General features: G+C 67.5%; 18 protein-coding genes. 7 read left to right on the top strand and 11 right to left on the bottom strand.

The annotated features are described in order from the left end of the window. Positions 1-22 precede the first annotated feature (22 nt). The 5 genes from ACW178_RS10380 (at position 23) to ACW178_RS10400 (ending at position 7,313) form a co-directional block, all read left to right on the top strand. Positions 23-2,473 (top strand): LPS-assembly protein LptD, encoded by a 2,451-nt coding sequence (locus ACW178_RS10380; RefSeq protein ID WP_492024535.1) that lies wholly within the window; start codon positions 23-25, stop codon positions 2,471-2,473. 72 nt (positions 2,474-2,545) lie between these two features. Next, positions 2,546-3,901, top strand: coding sequence for a peptidylprolyl isomerase (locus ACW178_RS10385; protein WP_231681292.1), 1,356 nt, complete (start codon positions 2,546-2,548; stop codon positions 3,899-3,901). Further along, positions 3,898-4,893, top strand: a complete 996-nt coding sequence (gene pdxA / locus ACW178_RS10390) for a 4-hydroxythreonine-4-phosphate dehydrogenase PdxA (RefSeq protein WP_287106466.1) — start codon at positions 3,898-3,900, stop codon at positions 4,891-4,893. The genes ACW178_RS10385 and pdxA overlap by 4 nt, the downstream gene beginning before the upstream one ends. Positions 4,894-4,901: 8 nt before the next feature. Then, positions 4,902-5,711 carry a 16S rRNA (adenine(1518)-N(6)/adenine(1519)-N(6))-dimethyltransferase RsmA gene (gene rsmA, locus ACW178_RS10395; protein ID WP_287106465.1) on the top strand — a complete coding sequence of 270 codons (810 nt, stop codon included), beginning with the start codon at positions 4,902-4,904 and terminating at the stop codon, positions 5,709-5,711. A gap of 471 nt (positions 5,712-6,182) precedes the next feature. Continuing rightward, the gene (locus ACW178_RS10400; RefSeq protein ID WP_287106464.1) at positions 6,183-7,313 is read left to right on the top strand and encodes a pyridoxal phosphate-dependent aminotransferase; all 1,131 of its coding nucleotides are present in this window, start codon (positions 6,183-6,185) and stop codon (positions 7,311-7,313) included. Positions 7,314-7,545: 232 nt separating this feature from the next. Here ACW178_RS10400 and gmk read toward each other — a convergent pair whose 3' ends face one another. From gmk to ACW178_RS10440, 8 genes are all read right to left on the bottom strand, one after another. After that, the gene (gene gmk / locus ACW178_RS10405; RefSeq protein ID WP_152950293.1) at positions 7,546-8,187 is read right to left on the bottom strand and encodes a guanylate kinase; all 642 of its coding nucleotides are present in this window, start codon (positions 8,185-8,187) and stop codon (positions 7,546-7,548) included. After that, positions 8,177-9,058 carry a YicC/YloC family endoribonuclease gene (locus ACW178_RS10410; RefSeq protein WP_287106462.1) on the bottom strand — a complete coding sequence of 294 codons (882 nt, stop codon included), beginning with the start codon at positions 9,056-9,058 and terminating at the stop codon, positions 8,177-8,179. The genes gmk and ACW178_RS10410 overlap by 11 nt, the downstream gene beginning before the upstream one ends. Further along, a complete protein-coding gene (gene mltG / locus ACW178_RS10415) occupies positions 9,055-10,164 on the bottom strand; it encodes an endolytic transglycosylase MltG (protein WP_287106461.1) in 1,110 nt (369 codons plus the stop codon). The genes ACW178_RS10410 and mltG overlap by 4 nt, the downstream gene beginning before the upstream one ends. A 31-nt stretch (positions 10,165-10,195) precedes the next feature. Continuing rightward, positions 10,196-11,467 carry a beta-ketoacyl-ACP synthase II gene (gene fabF / locus ACW178_RS10420; RefSeq protein WP_287106460.1) on the bottom strand — a complete coding sequence of 424 codons (1,272 nt, stop codon included), beginning with the start codon at positions 11,465-11,467 and terminating at the stop codon, positions 10,196-10,198. Positions 11,468-11,616: 149 nt separating this feature from the next. Next, complete coding sequence (locus ACW178_RS10425; protein WP_008264317.1) at positions 11,617-11,856, bottom strand: acyl carrier protein; 240 nt, start codon at positions 11,854-11,856, stop codon at positions 11,617-11,619. Positions 11,857-12,028: 172 nt separating this feature from the next. Further along, positions 12,029-12,769, bottom strand: coding sequence for a 3-oxoacyl-[acyl-carrier-protein] reductase (fabG, locus tag ACW178_RS10430; RefSeq protein WP_287106458.1), 741 nt, complete (start codon positions 12,767-12,769; stop codon positions 12,029-12,031). Between the two features lie 81 nt (positions 12,770-12,850). Beyond that, a complete protein-coding gene (gene fabD, locus ACW178_RS10435) occupies positions 12,851-13,807 on the bottom strand; it encodes an ACP S-malonyltransferase (protein WP_152950298.1) in 957 nt (318 codons plus the stop codon). A 72-nt stretch (positions 13,808-13,879) separates the two neighbouring features. Continuing rightward, complete coding sequence (locus ACW178_RS10440; protein WP_287106456.1) at positions 13,880-15,241, bottom strand: cytochrome b/b6 domain-containing protein; 1,362 nt, start codon at positions 15,239-15,241, stop codon at positions 13,880-13,882. Positions 15,242-15,440: 199 nt separating this feature from the next. On the opposite strand from ACW178_RS10440, the gene ACW178_RS10445 reads away from it, so the two are divergent. Continuing rightward, positions 15,441-16,505, top strand: a complete 1,065-nt coding sequence (locus ACW178_RS10445; protein ID WP_287106455.1) for a PA0069 family radical SAM protein — start codon at positions 15,441-15,443, stop codon at positions 16,503-16,505. Positions 16,506-16,709: 204 nt separating this feature from the next. On the opposite strand, the gene ACW178_RS10450 is transcribed toward ACW178_RS10445, so the two are convergent. Further along, complete coding sequence (locus tag ACW178_RS10450) at positions 16,710-17,099, bottom strand: hypothetical protein (protein WP_191553995.1); 390 nt, start codon at positions 17,097-17,099, stop codon at positions 16,710-16,712. 4 nt (positions 17,100-17,103) lie between these two features. Then, positions 17,104-18,348 carry a class I SAM-dependent RNA methyltransferase gene (locus ACW178_RS10455; protein ID WP_287106453.1) on the bottom strand — a complete coding sequence of 415 codons (1,245 nt, stop codon included), beginning with the start codon at positions 18,346-18,348 and terminating at the stop codon, positions 17,104-17,106. A 204-nt stretch (positions 18,349-18,552) separates the two neighbouring features. Between ACW178_RS10455 and ACW178_RS10460 the strand changes: the two genes are divergently transcribed. Then, on the top strand, positions 18,553-19,200 hold the full coding sequence (locus ACW178_RS10460; protein ID WP_054766953.1) for a YMGG-like glycine zipper-containing protein: 648 nt from the start codon (positions 18,553-18,555) through the stop codon (positions 19,198-19,200). A gap of 149 nt (positions 19,201-19,349) precedes the next feature. On the opposite strand, the gene ACW178_RS10465 is transcribed toward ACW178_RS10460, so the two are convergent. Beyond that, complete coding sequence (locus ACW178_RS10465; RefSeq protein ID WP_287106452.1) at positions 19,350-20,075, bottom strand: TlyA family RNA methyltransferase; 726 nt, start codon at positions 20,073-20,075, stop codon at positions 19,350-19,352. Between the last annotated feature and the right edge of the window lie 73 nt (positions 20,076-20,148).

The raw sequence follows: 20,148 nt of genomic DNA on the forward strand, positions 1-20,148 counted from the left end.
GCTCAAGACAGACGGATGCTTCATGCAAGGTGATCGCGATCGGGGTTCAAGGGCCTTACGGGCCAAGCTTCTGGCCGGCGCGGCGCTCCTGGCGTGTCTGCCCTTCGCGGACGAGGCGCTCGCCCAGGCTCAGCCAGTGGCGGGTCAATCGGCGGTTCCCGACGTCCTGCCCCAGGGCGCCGTCTATGTGGACGCCGACAGCGCCGGCCGTGTCGGCGACACGATCGTCGCCCAGAGCGACGGCGCGCGCCGGGTCTATCTGCGCGCTGACGGTCATGTGCTTCGGGGCGAGAACCTGACCTATGATCTGTCCACCGGCGCGGCCGCGGCCGACGGCCGGGTGGAGGCGATCGCGCCGGACGGCACGGTCGTCTACGCCAGCCATCTGGAGGCCGACGGCGAACTGAAGGCGGCCGTCGCCGTCGATTTCGCCACCCGTTTCAGCAACGGCGCCAGCCTGATGGCCGCGACGGCGGTTCGCCGAAGCGAACGGGTCAATGAGCTGAACTACGCCGTCTTCACCCCCTGCCCCATCTGCGACGACAAGGGCCCCAAGACCCCCAGCCTCTCGATCCAGGCCGAGAAGGTGGTTCAGGATGAGGCCCTGCGCGCCGTCATCTACCGCAATGCGATGTTCCGCATCGGCGGGGTGCCCGTCTTCTACACCCCCTTTTTCGCCCACCCGGATCCCACCGTCGAACGCGCGTCCGGCTTCCTGGTGCCGATCGTCAACTATGACGAAGGCCGCGGCGTCTCGATCGAAACCCCCTATCTGCATGTCGTTTCGCCGTCGGAAGACTGGCTGATCAGCCCGCAGTTCAACACGCGGGTGTCGCCCCTGCTGAACCTTCAGTGGCGCCGCCGCTTCGTCAACGGAACGATCGTCGCCCGCGGCGGCTACACCTACGAACGGACCTTCGGCGACTTCGATCGGGACGGCGACGGGGATTATGAGAGCAACATCCGTTTCGGCGACAAGGAACATCGCAGCTATGTGCTGTCCCATGGCGAGTTCGACCTCTGGGGCCCCTGGCGCCTCGGCTTCACGGCCGAGCGGACGTCCGACAAGACCCTGTTCGACCGCTATGACATTCAGAACCCCTATCAGGACAACGGCCTCTATTACGGCGACCGTCGTCGTCTGATCAGCCAAGTTTACGCCGAGCGTCAGACCGACCGTTCCTATATTTCGATCGCAGCCTTTTCGATCCAGAGCTTGAGACTGGACAACCGCTTCGCCGACACGGATTTCCGCGACGCGGAAGGGTTCAAGGTCTTTGAAAACGACGGCGCCCTGCCGATCGTCGCCCCCCTGGTCGACGCCCGCTGGGAGCCGTCGGGCCTGATCGGCGGCGGCCGGCTGCGGCTGAAGGGGTCCGCCGTATCCCTGTATCGCGACGTTTTCGTCGGCGCGCCGGTGCTCAATCCGGACATCGTGCCTGGGGACCCAACGGGGCTTTCGGGCGTGGACAGCCGACGGATCACAGGTCAGGCGGAGTGGCGTCGCGTCTTCATCACGCCCAACGGCCTGCGTATCGAGCCTTTCGTCGACGGCCGCGTGGACTTCTACGCCCTGTCCGACCTGCCGCCGATGATGGGCGTCGAAAGCGACGAGACGCTGAGCCGCACGCGCGCGAGCGCCGGGGTGGACCTCAGTTACCCCCTGGTGCGTCGCACGCCGCGCGGCGACATCATTCTGGAGCCGGTCGCCCAGCTGTCGGTCTCCAACAAGTCCGACATCGACCCTCGCATTCCCAATGAGGATTCACAGGTCATCGAACTGGATGAATCCTCCCTGTTCCGCATGGACCGCTTCTCGGGCTATGACCTGGTGGAAGGCGGCGCCCGTTTCACCGCCGGCGCCCGCGCTACGATCCGCTGGTCCGAAGGCCGCAGCGCCAGCCTTTTCGTGGGCCGCAGCTACCGCGCCGACGACGAAGACGCCTTCCGCACCACCATACCGGACAGCACGACCGGCGCCCTTTACGACCCCACCGGCCTGGCGTCCTCCGCCTCAGACTGGGTGGTTCAAGGCAGCTTCTCACCGTCGGACCGTATCCGCAGCTGGGGCCACGCCACCTTTGACGGATCCGGCGACATCCGGCGCGCCGAGGCCGCGCTGGACGGACGCTGGGGCCGGCGCAACCTCGCCAGCTTCAGCTACATCGTCGATCGGTCCAATCCGCTGTCAGGGCCGCTCAATCGGAACTATGAATTCGTCCAGCTGGCGGGTCAGCAGTTCGTCTACGGCCACTGGGGCGTGGCCGTAGCCGGCATCGCCGATCTGGAGCGCAACGTCATCACCCGCCAGGAGGTCGGCCTCCTGTTCGACGACGATTGTTTTAGGGTCGAGATCGGTTATCGCCGCGACAATACGCGGGTTCGGGCCAGTGGTCCGTCGGACGGGGTGTATCTACGCCTAAACCTCGCCACTTTCGGAGGTTCAGGTTATGGACAGGGCGGATTGCGTTGAGCATGACGCTGTACGGGGCGCGACCGCCTGCCGGCCCGGCCGGTGGACCGCTGTGAGGAATCAGGACGACCAATGGGTTTGATGCGTTATTCGACGGGGGCTGCGCTCGCGGCGCTCCTCCTCGCCGGTTCGGCCTATGGTCAGACGGCGCCCGCTCCGGCCGCCCAGCAGCCGACGGCCGCAGGCGCGCCTAACCCGGCGGCCGGAGACGGACCGGTTGCGGCCCGCGCCGCGCCTCAGTTCGAACTGGCCGACGGCATTGTCGCTACGGTCAATGACAAGATCATCACCGGCTATGACCTGCGCCAGCAGATGCTGATGCTGATCGCCTCGTCCCAGGTTCAGCCGACCGAACAGAATCTGCCGGCGATTCAGCAGGCGGCGCTGAACCGTCTGATCGAAGAACGGCTGAAGGCCCAGGAAATCACCAAGTTCGAGACCTTGAAGGTCACCGACCAGGAGATCGACGAGGAAATCGCCCAGATGGCGCGCCAGGCCGGCGTCACGCCCGCCGCCTATATGGAGTTTCTCCAGCAAGGCGGCATTCAGCCCAGCGCCTTCCGCGAAAACCTGCGCACGGAAATCGGCTGGAGCCAGCTGGTGCCCGGCCGCTTCAACAGCCGCGCCCGGCCCAGCACGCTTCAAGTCGAGCAGGAACTGCGCCGCCTGAACGAGGCGGCGGCCCAGCCCCAGTATCTGATCGGTGAAATCTACATCGAAGCGGCACGGGTCGGCGGCCAAGAGGCTGCGATGAACGGCGCCCGCCAGCTGGTGCAGCAGATCATTCAGGGCGCGCCCTTCCAGGCGGTCGCCCAACAGTTCTCCTCCGCCCCGTCCGCCTCGGCCCGCGTCCCCGGCGACGCAGGCTGGGTGGTCAAGGGCACGGTGCAGCCGGCCCTTCAGACCATCTTCGACCAGCTCCAGCCCGGCCAGCTGTCGAACCCCGTCCCGGTCGATGGCGGCGTCTACATCATCTATATGCGCGACAAGCGCGATGGCGCGGCCACCAGCCTGGTTTCAATGAAGCAGATGATGGTCGAACTGCCGGAATCGGCGTCAGAGGCCGAGCTCGCAGCGGCCACCCGGACTTTGGAAGGCCTCCGCCAGGGACTGAACTGCGACAACATCCTGTCCCAGGCGCGTGCGACCCAGGGCGTGATCGGCGCCGACCTGGGCGAATCGGACGTGGCCAATCTGGCGCCCCAGTTCCAGCAGTTCGCCCGCACCGGCGAGATCGGCTCGGTCTCGACCCCGATCCGCACACCGCTCGGGCTTCATCTGGTCGCCGTCTGCGGCCGTCGCGTCGGCGGTCCTGAGGCCCCCAATCGTCAGCAGGTCGAGAACCGCCTGCGCGGCCAGAACCTGGCGGTGCTGGAGCGTCGCTATATCCGCGATCTGCGCAACGACGCCCTGATCGAGTTCAAATGACCCGGCCTCTGGTCCTGACGCTGGGCGAACCCGCCGGCGTCGGGCCGGAGATCGTGGCCGCCGCCTGGCGGGCGCGCTCGGCCGACATGCTGCCGTTCGCCGTAATCGGCGACGCCGCCCTGCTTGAGGCGCAAGGCATAGCCGTCGCCGACGTCTTCACGCCCGGCGAGGCCGCCCAGCATTTCGAGCGGGCCCTCCCGGTCATTCACCGCGCCCTGCCCGCGCCGGTGACAATCGGCCTTCCCGACCCGGCCAATGCGCCCTCGGTCGCCGACGGCATCGAAGAGGCTGTCAGCTTCGCCTTGTCGGGCGAAGCCTCGGGTCTGGTCACAGCCCCCATCGCCAAGGCGCCTATGTACGCCTCGGGTTTCCGCTTTCCGGGCCACACCGAGTTCATCGCCGAACTGACCGCCGACGCCCCCTACGCCGGCACGCGGGGGCCCGTGATGATGCTGGCCGCCCGCGACCTGCGCGCCTGTCTGGTGACTATCCACGTCGCCCTGGATCAGGTTCCCGAGCTGATCACGGCCGAGCGGGTCGCCCGCACCGCCCGCGTCGTCCACGAAAGCCTGAAGCGCGACTTCGCCATCGCCCGCCCGCGCCTAGCCATGGCCGCCTTGAACCCCCACGCGGGCGAAGGCGGCGCCCTGGGGCTGCAGGAGATCGAGACCCTGATCCCCGTCGCCGAACATCTGCGCGGCGAAGGGATCGACATCACCGATCCCAGACCCGCCGACACCCTGTTCCACGACGCCGCCCGCGCGACCTATGATGCGGTGATCTGCATGTACCACGACCAGGCCCTGATCCCGGTCAAGACCCTGGACTTCTGGGGCGGGGTCAATGTCTCGCTGGGTCTGCCCGTCATCCGCACCTCGCCCGATCACGGAACGGGTTTCGACATCGCCGGCAAGGGGATTGCGCGTCCGGACAGCCTGATCGCCGCTATTCGTCTGGCCTCGGAGATGGCGGCGGCCCGCGCCGCGCGCTAACAGGGCGTGTGACCGACCTTCCTTCCCTCCGCGAAACCCTCGACGCCCACGGCCTGTCGGCGAAAAAGAGCTTCGGCCAGCATTTCCTGCTGGACCTCAATGTCACGCGCAAGATCGTCCGCCTGGCCGGTCCGTTCGACGGGCGCGCCGTGATCGAGGTCGGCCCCGGCCCCGGCGGCCTGACCCGCGCCCTGCTGGACTCCGACGCAGGCCCCGTGGTCCTCGTCGAAAAGGATCCGCGCTTCATTCCCCTGCTGTCAGAACTGGACGATGGCTCCGGTCGTCTGACGATCGTCGAGGCTGACGCCCTGAAGGTGAAGGAGGCGGATCTGGTCTCCGGCCCCGCCCATCTGGTCTCCAACCTGCCCTACAATGTCGGCACCGCCCTGCTGATCAAATGGCTGACCGGCCCCTGGCTGCCCCACAGCCTGACCCTGATGTTCCAGAAGGAGGTCGCCGAGCGCGTCGCCGCAGGACCCGGCGAGGACGCCTACGGCCGTCTGGCCGTCATCGCCCAGGCCGTCTGCACCGCCTGCATCGTCATGCACCTGCCCGCCGCCGCCTTCACTCCGCCGCCCAAAGTGGCCTCGGCCGTGGTCCATCTGATCCCGTTGGACGAACGTCCTTCGCCCGAACGCCTTAAGAAGCTTGAACGCGTCACCGCCGCCGCCTTCGGCCAGCGCCGCAAGATGCTCCGCTCCAGCCTGAAACAGCTGGGCGGCGCCGCCCTGTGCGAGGCCGCCGGCATTGAACCGGACGCCCGCGCCGAGACCATCGACGTGGCGGGCTTCCTGCGTCTGGCGGATGCGCTGCAGTAGGACCTGATACCTTGGGCAATATAGAGCACCGCGTAGTGTCGTCACGGCGCCGTCATCGCTGGCCTAGGATCATCTTCTGCGTTGTAATGGCTTTTGGCTTGTTCGCGCAGTTTGCTTTGGCGGCTTTCAGCAGGGGGATGAGTCTATCCTGCAACGTTCTATCCGTAATACAGGAAGCACCTTGGTTCGCTGGCGCATCTAGCTTCATCCTCCTCTGCTCTACCATCTATTGGGGACCGAACGTCGCGCTAAGGGCCATCGGTTACGCCTGTGCTTTGCACATCATCAACGCAGGTTTGATCAACATTGTAGTTCACGGCTCTTGGGGGTGCATTCTCGGCATCGACCCTAGCTGGATTGATGTTCATCCTACGCCGACAGGCTGGATTACGGTGACCTTGGGCGTTTTGTGCATGGGGATGGTTTGGTTCTTGTCGATGCTAGCTCAACGCCTAGAACGTAAGTGATCCCATGACCGTCGAACCCTTCCGCGCCATCACCGTCAGCCGCCTGGCGCACCAGTTGAAGTCCGAAGGCCGGTCGATCATCCATATGGAGTTCGGCCAGCCCTCGACCGGCGCCCCCGCCGCCGCCGTCGCCCGCGCGCATCAGGTGCTGGACGCCGACGCCATGGGCTATTGGGAAAGCCCTGACCTGCGCGCCCGCATCGCGCGTCTGTACCAGGACCGGTACGGCGTAACGGTCGATCCCGCCCACATTTTGCTGACCTGCGGCGCCTCGCCCGCCCTGGTCCTGGCGCTCAGCGTCCGGTTCAAGCCGGGCGACCGCATCGCCCTGGCCCGTCCCGGCTATGTCGCCTATCGCAACAGCCTGCGCGCCCTGCATCTGGAGCCGGTGGAGATCGCCTGCGGTCCCGAGACCCGGTTCCAGCTGACCGCCGCCCAGCTGGAGGCGCTCGATCCCGCTCCGGCCGGCGTCATCATCGCCAGCCCGGCCAATCCGACCGGGACCATCATCCCGGAGGCCGAACTCGCCGCCATCGCCGAGGTCTGCCGCGCGCGAAACATCGCCATCCTTTCGGACGAAATCTATCACGGCCTGTCCTACGTGGGCCCGACCCCGTCGATGCTGCAGTTCGCCCCCGACGCCCTGGTGATCAACAGCTTCTCCAAATACTGGAGCATGGCCGGCTGGCGGCTGGGCTGGTTGCTGGTCCCCGAGACCCTGATCGAGGCCGCTCGCGCCTATATCGGGAACATGTTCCTGACCCCGCCCAGCCTCAGCCAGCACGCGGGCCTGGTCGCCATGGACGCGATCGAAGAGCTTGAGGGCCATATCCAGACCTACGCCCGCAACCGCGAGCTGATGCTGGCGGCCCTGCCGGCGCTTGGATTGAGGAAGATCGCGCCGCCTGACGGCGCCTTCTACATCTGGGCCGACATCGGCCACCTGACGGACGACAGCGTGGCCTTCTGCGAACAACTGCTGCGCGAAACCGGCGTGGCCACTGCGCCGGGCGTGGATTTCGACCCCGTCGATGGTCGACGCTACATCCGCTTCAGCTTCGCGGTCTCGACAGGGGAGATCAAGGCCGCGTTGGAACGAATCACGCCTTGGTTCGCCGCTCGAAATCCAGGCTGAGCCGATCCGCGAAAGGCGGCAGGCCCAGGGTGGGTCGTACCTAAGCAATCGCCCCTAGGCCGATATTTACCCTCTGGAACCTGCCTGGTGGGATAAGGAGTGCAGTTGCGTAGCGCATAGGACGACATCGCGTAGGACGCCCCCGCCGGCGCGATGTCGTCGCCGCTTCACAGCCGAAGACGACACCGCGGCGGCCTGTCCCCCCTCCGCCAGCCGCGGTGTCGTTGTTCGTTCAGACGGGCTCGCGTAGCAGGGCGGCCTTGTAATCCCCCACCCACAGATTGCGGAACCGGCGCGAACGCTCGGCGTGATAGATGTGCGCCAGCTCGGCGTAGGACCGGTCAAAATCCTCGTTGACGATCACATAGTCGAAGGCGTCGCAGTGTTCGATCTCACCCTTGGCGTTGGCGACGCGGCGCTCGATGACATCGTCCGAGTCCTGCGACCGGGTGACCAGTCGTCGGCGCAGCTCTTCCAGGCTGGGCGGCAGGATGAAGACCCGCACCGCGTCCTCCGGGCATTTCTCGGCTACGTCGCGCGCCCCCTGCCAGTCGATGTCGAACAGGACGTCACGCCCCTCGGCCAGGGCCCGATCGACCGGCCCGCGCGGGCTGCCGTACAGATTGCCGTGGACATCGGCCCATTCCAGGAAGGCGTCGGCGTCGATCAGCTTCTGGAACCGCTCGCGATCCACGAAATTATAGTCGCGACCGTCAACCTCGCCGGGACGGATGCCCCGCGTCGTCATCGACACCGACAGCTCCAGCCCCCCGTGGTCCGCCATCAACCGGCGGCACAGCGACGTCTTGCCGGCGCCCGAAGGGCTGGCGACGATGAGGAGGACGCCCCGGCGGGGCGAGCGTTCATTCGACATTCTGAACCTGTTCACGCAACTGTTCGATGACGGCCTTCAGCTCGAGGCCGATTCCAGTGAGCGCCGTCGTAGCCGATTTCGAGCAGAGGGTGTTGGCCTCGCGCATGAATTCCTGCAGCAGGAAGGCCAGTTTCCGTCCAGCCGGCGGCGCGGTCATCAGGTGGCGCGCCGCGGCGACATGGGCCGACAGCCGGTCCAGCTCCTCGCGCACGTCGGCCTTGGCCGCCAGCGACGCAGCTTCCAAAAAGACTCGCTCTTCCAGGCCCGGCGCATCCGGCGCCAGTTCGGCCATACGGCGGCTGAACCGGTCGCGGATCGCCTCGACCTGCGCCTGGGCTTCGCCCTCGGCCGAGGCGACCAGGGCCTCGATTCGGTCGATGAACCCGCCCAGCACGGGCGCCAGCTGGGCGCCCTCCGCATGACGCGCGCCCCTCAGGGCGTCCATCGCCTCTTCGACCGTCCGGCCGATGGCGGTCTCCAGCGCGGCGCGCGCCTCGGGATCGTCCGTCTCCTCAGGGGCCTCTATGACGCCGCGCAGGGCCAACAGGCCGTCCGCAGACGGGGGCGTCGCCCCATCCTCCGCCAGCTCATTCGCCAGGGTCAGATAACGCGCCAGCAGCGGGGCGTTGATGGTGACCGCCGCCTCCGCCCCCTCCACCCGTCTGGCCTGGACGCCGACGGTGATCTGACCGCGCGCGAAGCGAGCCTGGGCGGCCGTCCTGACGGCGCGCTCCAGGGCGTCGAAACCGTTCGGCCCGCGGAACCGGACTTCGAGATTGCGCCCGTTCACCGACCGCGCCTCGACCGACCAGGTCCAGCCGCAGCCGGCGCCTTCGGCGCGGCCGAAGCCCGTCATGCCGGATATGCTCATCTCAGCTCCTGGCCCGCCCTCGGGGGCAGGGTGATCGTCGCCTGATCGGCGACGCCGGGCGCTGCCGATTCGGCCTCCGCCGCGACCGGCGCCGGATCTTCGGGCGGCAGGCCGGCCTTCTGTCGCTCAATCTGACGCCAGCGCGCCACATTCCGCAGATGCTCTTCATAGGTAACGGCGAAGACGTGGCCGCCCGATCCGTCGGCGACGAAGAACAGGGCCGGGTCCGCCGGCGGGTTCAGCACGGCCTCCAGCGCCTCCTTGCCCGGATTGGCGATGGGCGTCGGCGGCAGGCCGTCGATCTGATAGGTGTTCCAGGGCGTCTGGCGCTGCAGCTCGGACCGGCGGATGCCGCGGCCCAGCGGCCGCCCCTGGGTCAGGCCGTAGACGATGGTCGGATCGCTCTCCAGCCGCATCCCCTGACGCAGTCGATTGGAGAAGACCGCCGCCACGCGCGGCCGCTCAGCCGCCAGCCCGGTCTCCTTCTCGACGATGGAGGCCAGAATCACCGCCTCTTCGGGGTTGCGCACCACGGTTCCCGGTCCGCGCCGGGCCCACAATAGCCGCAGGTTCTCCTTGGCGGCGCGCTGCATCCGGTCGATCACCGACTGGCGGGTGTCGCCGCGTGACACCTCATAGGTGTCGGGCCACAGACTGCCTTCCTCAGGCGTCGTCTCGACGGTTCCGGTCAGCACCGGCTCCTTGGCCAGGATGTCCAGCGCCTGGGCCGAGGACCAGCCTTCCGGCAAGGTCACGAAATGGCGCACCACCCGCCCCTCGACCAGCAGGTTCAGCACTCCGGCCAGCGAGGTCCCCGACGGCACCTCATATTCGCCGGCCCGCAGCTTGCGATCCGCCCCGGTGAAGGTGGCCGCCGCCTTGAACAGGTCGGTCGAACGGATCACCCCCGCCGCCTTCAGCTGGGCGGCGATGGCCGAGACGCCGGAGCCGCTGGCCAGGGTCACGACCGTCCGGTCCCCCTGCCGTGCGCCCGGGCCCGGCCCATAATAGACGCCCCAGACGATGGCGAGGGCGGCGATCAGGAACAGGCTGAAAGTCGCCGAGGCGGTCAGCAGGCTGACCGTCAGCCCCGACCGTTTCTCCATCCTCCTGTGACCCCGCCCCCGTCCGGACATGTCAGTCGACCTTCTTGAAGATCACCGAGGCGTTGGTGCCCCCGAAGCCGAAACTGTTGGACATGGCCACGTCGATCTTCATCGGCTTGGCCTTGTTCGGCACCAGGTCGATCGGGGTCTCCATCTCCGGGTCGTCCAGATTGATCGTCGGCGGCGCGACCTGATCCCGGATGGCCAGGACGCAGAAGGCCGCTTCGATGGCGCCTGCAGCGCCCAGCAGGTGGCCCGTCATCGACTTTGTCGAACTGACGGCCAGGTTCTTGGCGTGATCGCCAACAAGGCCCTCGATCGCCTTCAGCTCGATCCAGTCAGCCATGGTCGAAGTCCCGTGGGCGTTGACATAGTCAAGGTCCGACGGCTGCAGCCCGGCCCGCTTCAGCGCCGCCTTCATGGCGCGCGCCCCGCCCTCGCCGTCCTCGGACGGGGCGGTGATGTGATAGGCGTCGCCGCTCATGCCGTAGCCGACGATCTCGGCGTAGATCTTGGCGCCGCGCGCCTTGGCGTGTTCGTACTCCTCCAACACCAGGATGCCTGCGCCCTCGCCCATGACGAAGCCGGCGTGGCCCCGGTCATAGGGTCGCGAGGCCTTCTCCGGCGTGTCGTTATAGGCGGTGCAGAGGGCCTTGCAGGCCAAAAAGCCGGCGATGCCGATCGGCACGATCGAGCTTTCGGCGCCGCCCGCCACCATGACGTCGGCGTCATCCAGGGCGATCATCCGGGCCGCGTCGCCGATGGCGTGGGCGCCGGTGGCGCAGGCGGTCACCACCGCATGGTTCGGCCCCTTCAGCCCGTGGCGGATCGAAATCTGTCCGCCGGCCAGATTGATCAGGGCGCTGGGGATGAAGAAGGGGCTGACTCGGCGCGGTCCCTGCTCCTTCAAGACGATGGCCGTATCGGCGATGGGGCCCAGGCCGCCGATGCCGGAGCCGACCATGACCCCGGTCCGCTCCTTGTCCTCGTCCGTATGGGGCTTCCAGCCGGCATCGTGCAGGGCCTCGTCCGCCGCCGCTATGGCGTACAGGATGAAGTCGTCGACGCGCTTTCGGTCCTTGGCGGACATGATTTTCTCGGGGTCGAAGTCGCCTTCCCCGCCGCCGCCGCGCCCGTCGACGCTCGGCACTTCGCCGGCGATGGTGCAGCTATAGCCCTCGGTGTCGAAGGCCGTGATCGGACCGATGCCCGACCGTCCCTCGACGATGCCCTTCCAGCTCTTGTCGACGCCCCAGCCCAGGGGGGTCAGCAGACCGATGCCCGTAACGACGACGCGGCGCATGGTGCGTGCTCCTTCAACTCCAATCCTGTCCCGGGGAATCACTGCGGATTCGCGAGGGTCAGAAACAGTAAAGGCCGCCGGGCGTCTCCGCTAGGAGCGCCGGGCGGCCCTGTGATCTGTCAGCCTGTGGGCCGCCAGTCGGGGCTGGATCAGCCCGCCGACTTTTCGTCGATGAACTTGACCGCATCGCCGACCGTCTGGATGTGCTCGGCGGCGTCATCCGGGATCTCGATGTCGAACTCTTCTTCGAAGGCCATCACCAGCTCGACGTTGTCGAGCGAGTCGGCGCCCAGGTCGTCGATGAAGCTGGCCTTTTCCGTGACCTTGTCCGGATCGGCGTCCAGGTGGTCGATGACGATCTTGCGAACGCGCTCGAGGGTGTCGGACATGAGTGTCTCTCTGCCTGTTTAAAATCGCCGTAGAGGCGGGGGTAGCTTCAGAAATCGCCGTCTCACGGCAGCGACGACGATGCAAGCCCGAAAGCCTGAACCGCCGATGCGTTCCTGCCCTTTAGCACAGGCTTTCGGGCGGGAAATAGTCTGTTGCGTGTCGTGATGACGATCAGATCATCGCCATGCCGCCGTTCACATGCAGGGTCTGGCCCGTCACATAGGCGGCTTCGTCAGACGACAGATAGACGGCGGCGGCCGCGATCTCCTCGCCCGTGCCCAGCCGGCCCGCCGGAATCCGGCCCAGAATGGTCTCGCGTTGCTGGTCGTTCAGCACGTCGGTCATGGGCGAGGCGATGAAGCCCGGCGCGATGCAATTGACTGTGATCCCGCGCGATCCGACCTCCTGCGCCAGCGACTTGGAAAAGCCGATCATCCCGGCCTTGGACGCCGAATAGTTGGTTTGGCCCGGATTGCCGGTGACGCCGACGACCGAGGTCACGCCGATGATCCGGCCCGACCGGCGCTTCATCATCCCCTTCACCGCCGCGCGGGTCAGGCGGAAATAGCTCTCCAGATTGATCTGGATGACCGACTGGAAATCCTCGTCCTTCATCCGCATCAGGAGGCCGTCCTTGGTGATGCCGGCGTTGGCCACCAGGATGTCCAGGGCTGAGCCCGCCGCCGTCTCGGCCGCGTTCACCAGATTATCGACCGACTCGGGGTCCGACAGGTTGGCCGTCGCGAAATGCGCCCGCTCGCCCAGTTCTTTGGCCAGATCCGCCAGCACCGCCTCGCGTGTGCCCGACAGCACCACGGTCGCGCCCTGGGCGTGCAGCGCCCGCGCCACCGCGCCGCCGATCCCGCCCGTCGCGCCGGTCACCAGCGCGGTCTTGCCTGCAAGATTGAACATTTATGTCTCTCCGAAGTGGCGAGTGATTAGTGGCGAGTGACGAGGAAAAGCAAAGTGGGGCGGCGATAGTCTCGCCACTCGTCACTCGCCACTCGTCACCCCCCTCGCAAAGGCTTCCAGCTCTTCCGGCGTGTTCAGAGGCAGACTCTCGGCGTCAGGCGCGATCCGCTTGGCCATGCCGGTCAGCACCTTGCCGGAACCGACCTCGACGAAGCGGGTCACCCGCCCTTCGCTCGCCATCCACTCCATGCTCTCGCGCCAGCGCACCCGGCCGGTCACCTGCTCGACCAGCAGGCGCCGGATGACTTCAGGATCGTTCTCCGGCCGCGCCAGCACATTGGCCACCACGGGAACCGCCGGCGCCAGAATGGTCGCCGAGGCCAGGGCCGCCGCCATCTCGTCCGCCGCCGGCTGCATCAGCGGGCAGTGGAAGGGCGCCGAGACGTTCAGCGGAATCGCCCGCGCCCCCAGTTCCTTGGCCTTTTCGATGGCCCGGTCCACAGCCGCCTTCTCGCCCGAGATGACGATGTTGCCGGCGTTGTTGTCATTGGCGACCACGCAGACGCCGACTTCAGCACCGGCCGCCGCTGCGGCCTCGGCCAGGGCCAGATCGGTCTTGGGCCCGATCAGCGAAGCCATCGCCCCCTGCCCGACCGGAACCGCCCGCTGCATGGCCTGGCCGCGCAGTTTCAGCAGCCGCGCCGTATCCGACAGCGAGATCGCCCCGGCCGCCGCCAGGGCCGAATATTCGCCCAGAGAGTGACCGGCCACATAGGCCGCCTTGGCCACGTCGAAATCAAACTCGACCTTCAGCGCCCGGATGACCGCGACCGACACCGCCATCAGGGCCGGCTGGGCGTTCTCGGTCAGGGTCAGCTGGTCCTCGGGGCCTTCGCGCATCAGCACCGACAGCTTCTGGCCCAGGGCCTCGTCCACCTCGGCGAAGACGTCGCGGGCGGAGGCGAAGGCGTCGGCCAGTTGCGCGCCCATGCCGACGGCCTGGCTGCCCTGTCCCGGAAACAGAAGTGCGAGGGTCATCGACCGCTCCCTGAATCATTGATCAAGAGCGCGGACCCCTAAGGCCAGACTTCCGTCAGGGCAAGTCGGCGCCTATTCGGCCCGCCGCGCTCTGACCTTGATCCGGACGTCGACCATCTTAGAGACCCAGTCGCCGGTCGCGTCGGATTCCAGGCCCAGGTTCAACGCGGTCCGGTCCAGTTGCAGCCGACCCTCCACCGTCGCGACGCCGCCGGCCTCACGATAGGTGAAGGGCAGGACAACTCGCAGACTGGTCGTCTTGATCCGCAAGCGGCCCGTCGCCTGGTATCGATCCCCGCCGAGCGACCGGAAGCCCGTCGTCTCGAACCGGGCGGTCGGATATTGGCCGACGTCGAACCATTCAGCCCCCTGGATCGAAGCCTCCTGCGTCGAGTCCCCTGTCCGCGCCGAGCCGGTCTGGACGGTGATCACCGCCTTCGACCCCGCCAGATCGGCAGGGTCGAACCGGATCTGGCCGCTCCAGCGTTCGAACCGGCCGTTGAAGGCGGCGCCCGACTGGCTCCCGGCGAAGGCGATCTCGGAGGCCTCGCGGTCTATGGTCCAGTCGACGGCCTTTTGCGACGCCTCCGCCGCCGCAGCCGGTTCGGCGGTTTCGGCCTCGGCCGCCTGGACATCCGTCGGTTCGGCCGGGATATCGGGCTCGGGCGCCGGAACGGGCGCGATTTCAGGTCGAGGCGTCGGTTCAGTCCTGGGGGCAGGCTGCGCGGCGATCGCCCCGGCCGTCGCCACGACGAGGATCAGGGCCAGGCCGAGACCGCGTTCCGCCCAGGCCGCGCGCGCGTCCGGCTTCACGCCTTCCTCGGAATCCTCCTCGCCCGGCCTCAGACCTGGAACCATGCGCGCCAGGACGCCGTCGCGGTCGAGGAACTGGTGTTTCAGCGCCGCCCCGACGTGCAGGATCACCAGGACGACTGCGCCCCAGGCCATGGCGGCGTGCGCGCCCATGGCCGAAAAGGCCACTGCCCGCCGCGCCTCCGTCGCCAGTTCGGCCATCCCCGGCAGGTGCGGGATGGGAAACAGGCCGAACCAGCGGGTCGCCACCTCCAGCGCCCGGTCCTGCGACACGGCCCAGCCGGCCGAAACATATAGCCACCCCGTCAGCGGCAGCCCCAGCATCAGGGCGTAGAAGGCCGCATGGGTCGCATGGGCGGCGAAGGCCTCCCACCGCCTCATCCCCGTAGGCAGGGCCGGCGGCCGATGCGCCAGCCGCCAGACGATCCGCACCAGCGTCAGGGCCAGAATCAGAAAGCCGATCGACTTGTGGAGCTGGAACAGGCGGTAGGCTGCAGCCTGGCTCCCCGGCTGTTCGACAGCGGCGGTCATCCACCAACCCATCGGGATCATGGACAGGATGCAGAGCGCGATCGCCCAGTGCAGGGCGACGGCGACAGCGGAATAGCGGCGGGCGGCCATCGGGCTCTCCGGATCAGGACGCAAGCAGCCCCCGCCGCCTCGGCCATCGCCGTGCGAGGAAGCAAAACAGCCGTCTACACCCGCAACGGCCGATTTCGCAACAGACACTGTATCGTTTAGATCTCGTCGTGAGCGGCGCCTCGAAGATGGAGGACAACTGTTCTTGCTATGTTCTCTTTTTTGATCCACCTTTCCTGTCATGCAAACCGCCAAGGGAAGAGGCGCGCGTTCGAATGCGACAGGCCGTTACGAGCCCGAGCAGCATGAGTCGTTCGACGACGGCTGGACGAACGACGACGCCCAGGCCGCGCCGCTGCGCACCACCCTCACGCCCGAACACGCCCGCACCATCATCGCCCGGAACGACAGTCCCGACATCGGCTTCGACCGCTCCATCAACCCGTACAAAGGTTGCGAACATGGCTGTATCTACTGCTACGCCCGTCCGTCCCATGCTTGGATGGGCCTATCCCCGGGCCTGGATTTCGAGAGCCGGATCTTCTTTAAGCCCGAGGGCGCACGTCTGCTGGAACAGGCCTTCCTCGCCCCCCGATACCGTTGCAAGCGCATCCACATAGGCGGCAACACCGACCCCTATCAGCCGGTCGAACGCGAGCTGGAATCGACCCGTTCGATCCTCGAGGTCATGCGGCGTTTCAACCACCCCTTCAGCATCATCACCAAATCGGTGCTGATCGCGCGCGACGCCGATATTCTGGGGCCCATGGGGCAGGCCGGCCTGGCCTCGGCCTTCATCTCCATCACCACCCTGGACCGGGGTCTGGCCCGCGCCATGGAGCCCCGCGCCTCAACCCCGGCCAAACGGCTGGAGGCCATCCGTCGCCTGGCCGACGCCGGCTGTCCCGTCGGGGTCGGCTTCGCCCCGGTCATTCCCGGTCTGAACGACCACGAGCTGGAATCAGTGCTGGAGGCGGCGGCCAAGGCGGGGGCGACGCGGGCCATGTATGTCACCCTGCGCCTGCCGCTCGAGATCAAGGATCTGTTTCGCGAATGGCTGGCCGACGCCCGCCCGGACCGCGCCGCCCGCGTCATGTCCCTGATCCGCCAGACGCGCGGGGGCAGGGATTATGACGCCGACTGGTCCCAGCGGATGAAGGGAACCGGCCCCGTCGCCGAACTGATCGGCGCCCGCTTCAAAGCCGCCGTCAAACGCTACGGCCTGGATGCGCCGCTGCGACCGCTCGACGAAACCCAGTTCCGCATCCCCGCCGACGCCCGGCCGCAGTTGGAGCTGTTCGGCTGAATCATGCGACGCTTGGCAGACGCTCGTAATCTTGACGGAAGACGCCCGCCTTTTCAGCCTGTTGAGAGCGTCAAACCACCCTGAACCCGGCGCTTTCCACTGGCGTGGTAAGGTCGTGAACAGGTCTTTGACAATTCAGCGCGTCGGGAAGCTCCCGCCAAAATGTGCACTAAAGTGCACTCATTTTTTCTTGAACGATCAGGCCTAGTCCGCCGCTGACGGATCGACGGCCCGTGTCACCAGATCGCGCCAGGTCGGGTCCGTGTCGTCGACCAGATCGACATCCTCCATCAGGGCCACCGCCCCCTCCCCGTCCGGCAGGATGAGGCCCAGGATCTCCATCGCCTCGCCGTCCGGCCCCAGATGGCTCTCGGCCTGGACGGCGACGGCCGCCTGTTCGCCGTCCTCCTCCCACCAGATCACCGGCTGGGGCAGGTCCATGGCGATGGGGCGCGGGTCGTCGGTCTCGCCCAAAGCGAAGACGGCCCGGCGCGCTTGGACGTCGTCCAGGGTCGCCACTACCCCGACGAAGGGCGTTAACCGGCTCCAGTCGTCGGCATCAAACCCGCCGCCATCTTCCAGCTCGTCATCCATGGGGCTACCGCTTGAAAACACTGACAAGTTCGACATGAGCCGACCACAGGAACTGGTCCACCGGCGTGACCCGCTCCAGCCGGAACCCGGCGTCAATCAGCACCCGCGCGTCCCGCGCAAAGGTTTGGGGATTGCACGACACCCCGACCACGACGGCGGCCTTGGTCCCGGCGATCTGGGCCGTCTGGTCGATGGCGCCCGCGCGCGGCGGGTCGAACACGATGGCCTCGCACCCCTTCAGATCATAGGGGGTCAGGGGCCGCCGGAACAGGTCGCGCGCCTCCGCCGTGATCGCCTTCATCCCCTTGGCCGAGCCTGCGCCCGCCTTCAGGGCCGCGATCCCCGCCTTGGACGCATCGGCCGCGATCACCGGCGCCACCGTCGCCAGCGGGAAGGTGAAGGTCCCGGCCCCGCAGAACAGATCGGCGATCTTTTTGGCGCCCTTCACCGCCGCCACGGCCCGCTCAACCATGGCCGCCTCGGCCTGGGGCACGGCCTGCAGAAAGCCCCCCGCCGGCAGGGGCACGGTGGCGGGGCCGAAGCCGATCAAGGGTTGACGCGCCATCATCAGGGTCTCGCCCGCGAGGCTCAGCCGCGCCAGATCGGCCCGCCGCGCCGCCTCTATGGCCCGCATCTGGGCGTCGGCCGACAGCCCCCCGCCCGAGCGTCGCTCCACCCCCGTCACATCCACGTCCAGCCCCGACAGGGTCCAGGTCACGTGCAGGGTCGGCGCCGACTTGGGATGCTCCAGAAAGGCCGCCGCCACCTCGGTCAGGGCCGGGATGGCGCGGATGATCCGGGAATCGGCCACCGGGCATTCCCGCACCTCGACCAGCCGCCACGACCGCCGCGCCTTGAAGCCCAGCACCACCCGACCGTCCTGGGTCCGGCGCGCGTGCAGAGCCACCCGTCGGCGCGTTCCGGGCGGGCTCGCCACCGTCGCCTCGACCTCGGTCTCGATCTTCTCGCGCGCCAGGGCCAGCCGCACCTGTTCGCGCTTCCACTCCAGATAGGGCCTGGCCGCCCAGTGTTGCAGCGAGCAACCGCCGCAGTCGCCGTACTGGGGCGACACCGGCGCGATCCGGTCTGGGCTGGGGGTCAGGATCTCGACCTGCTCCAGCCGCCCGTCGACGACTTCCCCCCGCACCGTCTCTCCCGCCAGGGTCAAGGCGGCGAAGACCGGCCCCTGCGGCGTCTCGGCGACGCCGTCGCCCTGCCCGCCGACGCGGCTGATCGTAAAGGTCTGCATCGCCGGGCTTCTAGCCCCGACGCTCCTCCGCGCCAAGCCACCGCCTCTAGCAGCGCTGAGCGCGATAGGCCCACGAAACATGAACGAAGATGAACAGCCCGCTCAAAAGCCGTTCAGCTTCGCGGTCCTAAACCTGCATGCAACAGACAGCCGGTCCAGCCGTTCAGCGCCCGTCACTGAACGTCCGACCATAAGGGGTTGAAGATGCGCCTTTCCAACACGTCCCTCGCCGCAGTTGCGGCCCTTACGATCGGCGCCTTGGCCGCCCCGGTCTCCGCCTCTGCTCAAGCCTACAGCTACAGCCGCAACTACGGAACCGGCGCCTACGCCCCCGCCTATGACTACGGCCGCTATGGTCGGCAGACCTACGATCCCTGCGCCCGCGAGCGAGAAGGACGCACCGGCGCCGGCGCCGTGATCGGCGGCGGCGCGGGCGCCGTCATCGGCTCTCAGCTGGCCGCGCGCGGACGCCGCACCGAAGGCAGTATTCTGGGCGGGGTCGTGGGCGCCGTTATCGGCTCGCAAGTCGGCCGCTCCAGCTCCGACGCCTGCCGCAGCTATCAGGCCGGCTACGCCTCCAACGGCTATTACAGCGGCGGCTACAGCCAGCCGAGTTACGGCTATTACGACGATCGCTATACGGGCGATAACGGCTATCGCTACGATGATCGCCGCGACGACTACGCCGACGACCGGTACGATGATTACCGCTCGCGCCCGATCGATTCCTATCAGAACTCCGACCGATGCCGCTTGGCGGAAAGCCGCATCCGTCTGCCGGACGGTCGCACGGACACCCGCTATGTCCGCACCTGCCCCGACCAGTACGGCCGCTATCGCGTCGTCGATTAATTTCAGCCCCCCTGTCAAATCGACGACGTGACGGGAGCCGCCGGAGGATCAGTCCTCCGGCGGTTTCTCATTTTTGAGGGGCTACCGGCCTTTGGCCTATTTGAGCCGGCGCTAGGAGGGCTCCAACGCTTCGCGCGGCTTAGGGCTGTTTAGCCTGGCTGATTGGCCCAGAGCAGGAACTCGACATTGCCGTCGCCGCCGGTGATCGGGCTTTCGGTCGTCGCCTGGACGGCCCAACCCAGGGCCTCCAACCAATCCCTGACGCGCTCCACGGCGGCGGCGTGGGCGGCCGGATCCTTGACCACACCCTTCTTGCCGGCGCCGGGACCGTCCGCCTCGAACTGCGGCTTCACCAGCGTGACCAGATCCGCGCCGGGCGCCGCAAGATCCAGGGCGGCGGGCAGCACCTTGCTCAGGCTGATGAAGCTGGCGTCGCACACGATCACAGACGGCGCCTCCGGAATCAGGTCGCGCGTCAGATCGCGCGCGTCCGTCCGCTCCAGATTGACCACGCGCGGATCGGCCGCCACCCGGTCGTGCATCTGTCCAAACCCGACGTCGACCGCGAACACCTTGGCCGCCCCGCGATCCAGACAGACCTCGGTGAAGCCGCCGGTCGAGGCGCCGACGTCCAGCACCACCCGCCCCTCGACCGCCACGGGCCAGACGGTCAAGGCGTGATCCAGCTTCAGCGCCCCGCGCCCGACCCAGCGGTGGGCCGGTTCCGCCTCGATTTCGGCCTCCTCGGCGATCTGCTCCGAGGGCTTGGCCACGACGCGCCCATCCGCCTTCACCCGCCCCGCCTCAATGGCGGTGCGGGCGCGGGAACGGGTGTCAAACAGTCCCCGTGCGACGAGCAGTTGGTCGATGCGCATCTAAATCCTCCCCCACGGGGGGAGGGGGACCGCGCGCAGCGTGGTGGAGGGGCCCTGCCCCGGACACCAGCCT

It is taken from the genome of Brevundimonas sp. AVps4 (assembly GCF_058681525.1).

Coding starts and splice junctions, on each gene's coding strand:
- fabF (WP_287106460.1), bottom strand. CDS start 11,467: ATGCGCCGCGTCGTCGTTACGGGCATCGGTCTGCTGACCCCCCTGGGC.
- fabG (WP_287106458.1), bottom strand. CDS start 12,769: ATGTTCAATCTTGCAGGCAAGACCGCGCTGGTGACCGGCGCGACGGGC.
- ACW178_RS10385 (WP_231681292.1), top strand. CDS start 2,546: ATGGGTTTGATGCGTTATTCGACGGGGGCTGCGCTCGCGGCGCTCCTC.
- ACW178_RS10380 (WP_492024535.1), top strand. CDS start 23: ATGCAAGGTGATCGCGATCGGGGTTCAAGGGCCTTACGGGCCAAGCTT.
- gmk (WP_152950293.1), bottom strand. CDS start 8,187: ATGTCGAATGAACGCTCGCCCCGCCGGGGCGTCCTCCTCATCGTCGCC.
- pdxA (WP_287106466.1), top strand. CDS start 3,898: ATGACCCGGCCTCTGGTCCTGACGCTGGGCGAACCCGCCGGCGTCGGG.
- mltG (WP_287106461.1), bottom strand. CDS start 10,164: ATGGAGAAACGGTCGGGGCTGACGGTCAGCCTGCTGACCGCCTCGGCG.
- ACW178_RS10455 (WP_287106453.1), bottom strand. CDS start 18,348: ATGCAGACCTTTACGATCAGCCGCGTCGGCGGGCAGGGCGACGGCGTC.
- ACW178_RS10465 (WP_287106452.1), bottom strand. CDS start 20,075: ATGCGCATCGACCAACTGCTCGTCGCACGGGGACTGTTTGACACCCGT.
- ACW178_RS10445 (WP_287106455.1), top strand. CDS start 15,441: ATGCAAACCGCCAAGGGAAGAGGCGCGCGTTCGAATGCGACAGGCCGT.
- ACW178_RS10425 (WP_008264317.1), bottom strand. CDS start 11,856: ATGTCCGACACCCTCGAGCGCGTTCGCAAGATCGTCATCGACCACCTG.
- ACW178_RS10410 (WP_287106462.1), bottom strand. CDS start 9,058: ATGAGCATATCCGGCATGACGGGCTTCGGCCGCGCCGAAGGCGCCGGC.
- ACW178_RS10440 (WP_287106456.1), bottom strand. CDS start 15,241: ATGGCCGCCCGCCGCTATTCCGCTGTCGCCGTCGCCCTGCACTGGGCG.
- fabD (WP_152950298.1), bottom strand. CDS start 13,807: ATGACCCTCGCACTTCTGTTTCCGGGACAGGGCAGCCAGGCCGTCGGC.
- ACW178_RS10460 (WP_054766953.1), top strand. CDS start 18,553: ATGCGCCTTTCCAACACGTCCCTCGCCGCAGTTGCGGCCCTTACGATC.
- ACW178_RS10450 (WP_191553995.1), bottom strand. CDS start 17,099: ATGGATGACGAGCTGGAAGATGGCGGCGGGTTTGATGCCGACGACTGG.
- ACW178_RS10400 (WP_287106464.1), top strand. CDS start 6,183: ATGACCGTCGAACCCTTCCGCGCCATCACCGTCAGCCGCCTGGCGCAC.